2 protein-coding genes are annotated in these 2,440 nt (G+C 28.2%); both read left to right on the forward strand.

Annotation, left to right across the window (positions count from 1 at the left end; genetic code table 4):
• Positions 1 to 292: 292 nt before the first annotated feature.
• A complete protein-coding gene (locus tag C4B24_RS04565; RefSeq protein WP_131599596.1) occupies positions 293 to 1,939 on the forward strand; it encodes a ribonuclease J in 1,647 nt (548 codons plus the stop codon).
• A 242-nt stretch (positions 1,940 to 2,181) separates the two neighbouring features.
• The coding region (locus C4B24_RS04570; RefSeq protein ID WP_210725200.1) for a hypothetical protein at positions 2,182 to 2,440 on the forward strand (259 nt) is incomplete at its 3' end.

The following is a 2,440-nucleotide window of genomic DNA, read 5'->3' on the forward strand; positions in this document are numbered from 1 at the left end:
AGCAACAGAGTGCACCTGAATCCTTTCCGAACTCAGAAGTTAAGCCTGTTAACGTCGACGATAGCCGTAAGGTGAAAATAGAAAGTCGCTATTTTTTTTGCCCTTTTTTGTTCATTAATAAACAAATCATCTTTTTTAATACATATAATTAATTTTAAATAGTTAATAATTATCGCTATGATATAATACATTTAATATAGATGTAAATCTTTCACCTTCCTTTTATTAATTTAACTAAATAGCAATTAATAAAACAAGAAAGTAAACTAACTAAATAAACAAGGAGGCTATTATGGCTAATATAAATATTTTTGCTCTTGGTGGGCAAGATGAAAACGGTAAGAACTGTTATGCTATTGAAGTAGATAACAAATCATTTATCGTCGATGCTGGTATTAAATTACCTGTTGTTTCAAAACTTGGTGTAGATACAATTATCCCAACTTTTGATTACATTACAAAAAACGCAAAAAAAATACAAGGTGTATTCATTTCGCATGGACATGATGAAGTGTTTGCTGCACTTCCATGACTATTGATGACAACAAAAGGAATGAAAATTTACGGTTCTAAATTTACAACAGAAATTATTAAAGGGCGTGTTGCTAAATATAAAATAGGGCATAGAGATTATTCAATTAACGAAATAAATAAACCAATTAAATTTGGAGATGTAACGGTTTCTCCAATTGAACTGGCACACTCAATACCAGGAACATATGGATATAATTTTTCTACTGTAGATGGAGATATTATTTACATGTCTAATTATGTAGTTGGTGATTTAAAACAATATGGTAAAACTAACCTGGAAGCAATTAAGGCTTCAGCTTCTGATAAGGGTATTCTTGCACTTCTTGCAGAATCAGCAAGATCATCATATATTGGTTCAGCAATTGATAAATCCTCAATTAAACCAATTATTTCAGAAACATTTAAAACAACACCCAAGAATCAAAGAATTATTATTGGGGCCTATGATGAAGAAATGTATACACTTCAAGAAATCCTTGATTTGGCACTAGAAGAAAATAGACCTGTTATTACTTATGGTAGAGCTTATTCAACACTTATGGAGACATATATTAAACTTCACCCTAATGCAAAATTACCAAAAATTATAAATTATAAATTAATTGAAAAAACTGATAATGCAGTTGTTCTTGTTACAGGTACTGGTGAAAGACTATATCAAAGATTTATTAGAATTGCTGAAGGTAATGATGTATTTTTAAAATTAAGAAAAGAAGATACTGTTATTATGATTGCTCCACCTATCAATGGACTTGAAAAACCAGCTGCTAAAACTCTTGATATGATTTCTAGAAATTTAAAAAGAATTTATGATGTATCAGATAAAGAATATTACAAATTAAATCCAGCAAGAGAAGATATATTTAAAACAATTGAAATTCTTAAACCAAGACATTTTATTCCAATATCTGGACTATATAGATATTTAACATCAGCCGTTAAACTTGCAACAGAAGCAAATAAATTCACTAAGTCAATTGTTTTACAAAATGGTAAAATTGCTTTATTTAAAGATGGTAAATTTGCTTCTTCAAATGGAAAAATTAAAGAACATGGTGACACTATAATTGATGGATTTGGTGTTGGTGATTTATCATATGGTGTAATTGCTGAGCGTGAAGAACTTGCACGTGAAGGTGTCTTGACAGTTGCTATATTAATTGATTATAAAACTAAGAAGGTTGTTTCAGACATTAACATAAACACAGTTGGAGTTATGATTCCAAAAGGGGGAGATGTTGATATTATGGACCTTGTTAAATCAAGAATCATACAAACAATTGAAGAACAAGAAAGATTTGATTATAAACTGATTCAAAATAGAATTAGAAATAGAATTAAAAAGGCGTTATTTAGAACAATTAACAAAGAACCGATGGTAGTTGTAACATTTTACGAAGTTTAAATTGGCATCTAATAACATAATTAAAAATAATAAATTTTACACTCACTTATTAAAAATGAGTGTATTTTTTTGTATTTTATTTTAAGATAATTATTTACTTGAAGTCTCTCTTGTACATATTTTAAAATGTTATAAACATTGTGATAAACAATTTTTTTTCAAGTAGTATGTTATTATTTAATAATAAAATATGATATTTTAGGTTTTCTAAAATAAAAAATAAGTAAAATAGGGGTAAAAAAATGAAAAAGAAAATTTTATTAGCGGCAAATGTGACGGCAGTTTCAGCACTTTCAGTATCAGTAGCTCTTTCAGCTACCGGAGTAAAAAAAAGTGGAAAAAATAAAAATTTAAATGGAAAAGATTCAAAAGCTAAGGAGACTAGCGAAGATATCCTCAAAAAAATAACAAAAGACGATATCGATAAAGCAATTAAAAAAGCAATTAGCGATAAATTACCAAAAGGAAAAACTTTAGACTCTCTTGATCCAAAAGATGTTG

Source organism: Mycoplasma marinum (assembly GCF_004335975.1).
Lineage (GTDB): Bacteria > Bacillota_I > Bacilli_A > Mycoplasmatales > Metamycoplasmataceae > Mycoplasma_K > Mycoplasma_K marinum.